This window comes from Flavobacterium sp. (assembly GCF_965657075.1).
Taxonomy (GTDB): Bacteria; Bacteroidota; Bacteroidia; order Flavobacteriales; family Flavobacteriaceae; genus Flavobacterium.
In genome coordinates, this window is record NZ_CBFHMV010000050.1 from 1 (window position 1) to 3698 (window position 3698).

At 34.0% G+C, this 3698-nt stretch carries 4 protein-coding genes; all 4 read right to left on the reverse strand.

Annotated elements, in window-relative coordinates; genetic code table 11:
• On the reverse strand, positions 1 to 1175 hold a 1175-nt coding region (locus ACTF56_RS12870), incomplete at its 3' end, for an ABC transporter ATP-binding protein (protein ID WP_438967314.1).
• 2 nt (positions 1176 to 1177) lie between these two features.
• The gene (locus ACTF56_RS12875; RefSeq protein ID WP_438967315.1) at positions 1178 to 1906 is read right to left on the reverse strand and encodes a toll/interleukin-1 receptor domain-containing protein; all 729 of its coding nucleotides are present in this window, start codon (positions 1904 to 1906) and stop codon (positions 1178 to 1180) included.
• A gap of 628 nt (positions 1907 to 2534) precedes the next feature.
• Complete coding sequence (locus ACTF56_RS12880) at positions 2535 to 3188, reverse strand: hypothetical protein (protein WP_438967316.1); 654 nt, start codon at positions 3186 to 3188, stop codon at positions 2535 to 2537.
• A 230-nt stretch (positions 3189 to 3418) separates the two neighbouring features.
• Positions 3419 to 3698: GIY-YIG nuclease family protein (locus ACTF56_RS12885; protein WP_438967317.1), on the reverse strand; the 280-nt coding region annotated here is incomplete at its 5' end.

Consider the following 3698-nt stretch of genomic DNA (forward strand, 5'->3'; position numbering starts at 1 on the left):
TCTATACAGTATTTTAAAAGGTCTTTGCTTTGAATTTCAGGCAGCGCAGAAATAATGGTTGAAGACCCCACCATCTGCAAATTAATAAGATTTAGGGCTGCAAATTTCTTGCGGATTGTATCAAAAGGTAAAGAGCTTTTGATTTCGTATTTATTTCCATTGAGATTCCTTCCTATGTTGGTAGTTTTCCCATTGTAGACAACGGCTCCTTTCTCAAGAATGATCATATTGTTTGCCACTGATTCTACTTCTTCCACATCATGAGAGGAGATGATAATACTCATTGGATTGGAATTACTATTAGCTAGATGCCGCAAATCATTTAATAAGGTCGTTTTTACAAGTATATCTAAATTCGCCAAAGGTTCGTCCAATACTATAATTTTTGGCTCCCAAACTAAAATATGAGCAAGCAATAACCGAAGTTTAAATCCACCAGATAGATTTTTATAGTATGAATCTTTCATTTCCCCAAGCCCAAGGCGATGAATAATATATTCTGTTTTATATTCGCTTTCTTTACTTGAAATACCATGAACAGCAGCCGACAACATAATACTCTCTTCTACAGTTCCAAAAATTCTAGTTGGTAGCTCTTGGGGTAAATAAGCTAAACTTTCTTTTATTTTTGCCCAATCATTATTCTTTTTTGAGTTGTTGTAGAGCGAGAACTTAATTTCCCCACTATCCGTCTTATTTTCTCCAGCAATTAATTTTAAAAGGGTAGATTTTCCTTGGGCGTTGACACCGACTACCCCAGTTATTTCTCCCTCACGAAGTTCCAGGTTAACATTATCCAATTTAAAATTTTGACTTGGATAACATTTTGTAAGTCCTATACAATCGGCTAATAATTTCCGGCTTGGTTCAATCTTAAAAAGCTTTTGTTTTTTAGATAAAATTTCAACCTTTTCTTGAATTGAGTTTTCCGAATAACTGGAAACTATTTCATCAATTAAATCTCGAGCTTGTTTGATTAAAATTTTCTTCAAGCCCTCATTTGGATTGTTATTGAAACCCGACTTAATAATAAAGGACTTGAACTTGAACTTTTGGTTGTTAGAGAATTTTTCTGCAAACCCTATCAAAAAATCAATCCCAATTATTTCATCAACGAGTAGTTCATTTTTAAGCTTTAAAGCTTCTTCTATGACCTGTTCTTTTGAAATTTTCATTCTCATTGGGTAAAGAAAATAACTGTTGCAAGGATGTCTTCACCTACCTCTTCGATTTTTTTCCAGTGAATCTCGCTCATTGGCTGACCATTTCTTTCTTTTTCGATCATATTGTAAGTCAAAGAAGCTCTAGAAACTCTTTTCATCAGCTCTTTATCTCCCCCAAATTCCTTAATTGTATCTAAGGTGCGAAGAAGAGCTTGTTTTAGTTCTGCATTTTGAACTAACATTTCTATTTCTGCTATTCTTGAATGAATATCGGAATTATTGACCTTTTTGACTATCTGGTCTATAAGTGGTTTTAATTGCAGCCTAATTTGATTAAACGCACTATCCTGATCAGACCATTCACTAACCGGTTTCACTCGACCATCGGAAGTAGGGGTTAGTTGAAGACTTGTTATTTTAAGGTTATCCCAAGCACATTGTTGTAGCACAATAGGCACCACCCATGCTTTTCCTTCCTTATACATTTCCATTGCCATATCTAGCTCCCTTAAACACTCTTTAGAGGCTATGAAATCTGGAGTTAGCAACAAAAAAATAAGTGCCGCGGATTCAAAGTTTTCATTGATTTTTAAATACCACTCTTGGCCTGGCTGCAGTTGTTTGTCAGACCAAACTTGAAAGCCGAATTCTCTAGCCAAAGGGACTAAATGAGTTTCAAACCTATCTTTCAGTTCTATATTATCATGACTATATGAAATAAAAGTTTTAAGGGTCTTTTCCATTTTTAAAAATCTGTATTTGTCTCTTGTATCTTCTTCTTTTTATGGTTTCACAATCCTTACCTTACTCAAGTGAATCCATTTTAGCTTCCTAATATATTGAATAAATCATGCTTACACTTTTATCTAATTTAGGAATTTTTATGAATTTGTTTGTCAAACCAATTAAAAGTAAAAGTTTAAATAATATGGTCTGAAACATAAGTAAGAATTAACCTCTTATGTTTTTAATTCATAAAAGTCGTTTTAATGTATTATTCCAATTCATTTAAATTGTCTTTTTGGGATTTCCCAAGAATAGGAAAAGAGCTTTACATACCGATTTTTTCAATATTAAAATTTATTTATATCCGCTTTCTTGCCAATAGAAAGAATAAGCTTTTAAAAAATTTGGTTAGTACCTGAATTTGGTCTCCTCAGACTTCTGTCATCCGTCTCCAGGCCTGATAAGCAAAGAAAAAAAGGGCTCTGGCATCATTGCGGATAATCAGATTAAAATTTAATATAAAATAATTCACCTTAAAGTTTATTTTACTTTTAAATGAATGTTTAAAAAGTCCGCGATAATTTTTTTGCTTTAAAATCAAAAAAAGGAGCAAAAGCTCCTTTTCTAATTCTATAAATCTAAAGATTAAAAATCCCGGTTTTTTATGGCATAGCCAATAGACACATAAAACATCTGTGAACTTGTAGGCCTAAAATCAACTCCTGGCACATTTATTTGCTGGTTATCTGTTTGCAAATAGTCGCTGAGGTAGTACTTAAATCGAATGAAATTGCCTTCTTTATTTTTAAACTCTGCAAATACTGAAGGCAGAAAAATGTTAGTTCGATCGTCAAACCAAGCACTTGACTTTCGCTTTTCTCCATTTACATAAACCTTTTGCTTATAGGCTATGGCAAATTCAGCTTCAAAGCCAGCGGCAAATTGAAGACCTTCCATATCTCCCATTTTGAAAGCAATTGGAATTCCTAAGTTATACGTTCTTTGCTTTATGCGAACTGAATCATTTAGATCATTGATCATACCCACATTCCGGAGATTTAGGCCGGTATATATTCCAGACTTATCACTAAAATCGTAATGAAGCTGTTGACCAAAATTGAAAAACGGCGTAAACCTAGCGACGGTATTTGTCTCTAGTGGCTCTGCTTCCAGAATTCCAAAGGAAAGAATTGTTTCTCCCGTAGAAACGGTATAAACTTTACTTATTGGAGGAGTTTCTTGTGCTAGCAAGCTGAAAGAAAGTGTACAGCTTAATGCTACTAATAAAATCTTTTTCATGTGTTAAAGAATTGTTGGTTGGACTAAAATAAATTTAAAATATAGTTTCTTAGTATAAAAATATGTTTGACAAAAAACTAATCCGGCCGCATGAACAGGCGTTAGTAAGTTTGTAGCCCCGCTAGGAATCCCCGTCCGACAGGATCATCCGGGCGGGGAACCTAGATCTAGCGTTTAGGAAACGCTTGTTCTATCCCTGTCCGACTGGCGTCAGCCGGGCTGAAGTTGAACTACTTTTGCAAAATCTTTTTCAGAAATTCTCTTCCTCTAGAGGTTTTGAAATACTTCTCTCTGTCAATTGCCGCAGATAAAGTTATAAATTCTTCATAATAAACAATTTCAAAAGGAATAAAAGGACGAATAGAATTAGTCATACCCGAATTATGCTGCTTCAATCTTTTATTCAAATCTTTGCAATGTCCTTTATAAAAATATTCGTGCTCCTTACTTTTTATGACATAGGCATAGTACACTTCTTCCATTTGCTTTTTATAAAAATGTAGCCCCGCT

Bases quoted from the DNA above. Each gene is read 5' to 3' on its own strand.
- ACTF56_RS12880 (WP_438967316.1), bottom strand. From the start codon at position 3,188: ATGAAAAAGATTTTATTAGTAGCATTAAGCTGTACACTTTCTTTCAGC.
- ACTF56_RS12875 (WP_438967315.1), bottom strand. From the start codon at position 1,906: ATGGAAAAGACCCTTAAAACTTTTATTTCATATAGTCATGATAATATA.